The following is a 525-nucleotide window of genomic DNA, read 5'->3' on the forward strand; positions in this document are numbered from 1 at the left end:
TCCACGCCTTCAACGAGCGGGGGTTCGACGCGCTGGACCCAAAATGGAGCGGGGGACGCCCTAAGACGATCACTGACGAGGTGCGCGAGCACATCTGCCTGATCGCCCGGACGTCCCCCGCCGACTGGAAGATCACCGCGTTCTCCACTTGGAGCCTGAGCAAGCTCGCCGACCGTCTGGTCAGGCAGAAGGTGACCGCGGCCATCAGCCGGGAGACCCTGCGCCGGATCCTGCCCGCCGGCAATGTCTCCTGGAAGACCACCACCACGTGGAAGACGTCCACCGACCCGGAGTTCATCGCCAAGATGCACCGCATCCTGGCGCTCTACGACACCCCACCGGCGGACGGGCGGGTGATACGCGTCGACGAGTTCGGCCCGCTGAACCTGATGCCGCGCAAGGGCAAGGCATGGGGTCCGGTGAGGTGTCCGCGCCGGTTACGGGCCACCTACAACCGTTACGGCGGTGTGAGGCACATGATCGCCGCCCTCGATCTGGCCACCGGCAAGCTGTACTACCGCATCC

At 66.5% G+C, this 525-nt stretch carries 1 protein-coding gene; it reads left to right on the forward strand.

Annotation, left to right across the window (positions count from 1 at the left end; translation table 11 throughout):
* The coding region (locus ADL25_RS15495) for a helix-turn-helix domain-containing protein (protein ID WP_199839164.1) at window positions 1-525 on the forward strand (525 nt) is incomplete at both ends.

It is taken from the genome of Streptomyces sp. NRRL F-5122 (assembly GCF_001507435.1).
Lineage (GTDB): Bacteria > Actinomycetota > Actinomycetes > Streptomycetales > Streptomycetaceae > Streptomyces > Streptomyces lannensis.